Origin of the sequence: Blautia sp. MSK.20.85 (assembly GCF_013317245.1) — a bacterium.
GTDB lineage: Bacteria > Bacillota > Clostridia > Lachnospirales > Lachnospiraceae > Blautia_A.
Map to the genome: position 1 here is coordinate 1 of NZ_JAAIUN010000076.1, position 1,356 is coordinate 1,356.

1 protein-coding gene is annotated in these 1,356 nt (G+C 43.2%); it reads left to right on the top strand.

The genetic code is table 11. The features are described 5' to 3' along the window. On the top strand, positions 1-1,356 hold a 1,356-nt coding region (locus tag G5B12_RS16925; protein ID WP_174088942.1), incomplete at both ends, for a DNA topoisomerase.

Here is a 1,356-nt window from a genome sequence, read left to right on the forward strand (position 1 = left end):
AAGATGGCTACGTGGAGGGAAACGGTTATATCGTTTCCTGGTGCGTAGGACATCTAGTTGGATTATGCGATGCATCGGAATACGATGAAAAATATAAAAAATGGAGATATGAAGATCTGCCGATTGTGCCGGAATGCTGGAGACACAAGGTTTTGGATGGAACAAAGAAGCAGTACGGAATCTTGAAAAAACTGATGAGAGATTCCAATGTAGATGAAGTGATCTGTGCTACTGATGCAGGACGTGAAGGAGAGTTAATCTTTCGTCTGGTGTATGAGCAGGCAGGATGCAAAAAGCCGATGAAGCGGCTCTGGATTTCTTCCATGGAAGAACAGGCAATTAAAGATGGATTTGCGTCATTAAAAGACGGTTCGTGTTATGACAGTCTCTATCAGTCAGCACTTTGCAGGGCAAAGGCAGACTGGCTGGTGGGAATCAATGCGAGCCGTCTTTTTTCCGTTCTGTATAACCAGAATCTGAAAGTCGGAAGAGTGCAGACACCAACACTTGCCATGATCGTGGATCGAAATCAGAAGATTAAGGAATTTACCAAAGAAAAATATTATATGGCTCATATCAAGTTTGATGATATGGATGCAGTTACAGAGCATTTTCAGAAAAAAGAGGATGCAGATAAAGTGGCTGCGGACTGCCTGGAGCGGATGTGCGAAGTGGAAAAGGATGATGTGAAAGAGAAAACAGTCCGCCCTCCGAAGCTTTATGATCTGACCACCCTTCAGAGGGAAGCTAACAGAATGTTTGGCTATACCGCACAGCAGACATTGGATGCAGTGCAGGAGATGTATGAGCAGAAGCTTGTCACTTATCCGAGAACAGACAGCCAGTATCTGACAGATGAGATGGGAGAAAGCACAGAAACTCTGATTCAGATGTTACTTGGGGAAATGCCTTATGCTGAAAGCCTGGAATATCAACCGGACGTGAGTAAGGTATTAAATTCAAAGAAAGTATCTGATCACCATGCAATTATCCCGACCATGGAAGTAGCAAAGGCAGATATAGGTAAACTGAAAGAGCGAAACCGCAAGATTTTGTATCTGATCAGTGCCAGGGTACTGACAGCAACTGCAGATCCTTATATTTATGAAAGCCATAAAAGCCAGATTACCTGTAATTATCATACGTTTTATCTCACGGCAAAGAAAACAAAGCAGGAAGGATTCAAGGCAATCGAAAATAAAATGAAACAGTTCTTTGGCGTAAAGAGTGAGAAAGAAGAGCCGGAGCTGGATATCTGGGCAGGTAAGCATTACGGTCCTTGTGATTCTTTTGTATCGGAACATTTTACACAGCCACCGAAACAGTACACAGAAGATACCCTGCTTTCTGCGATGG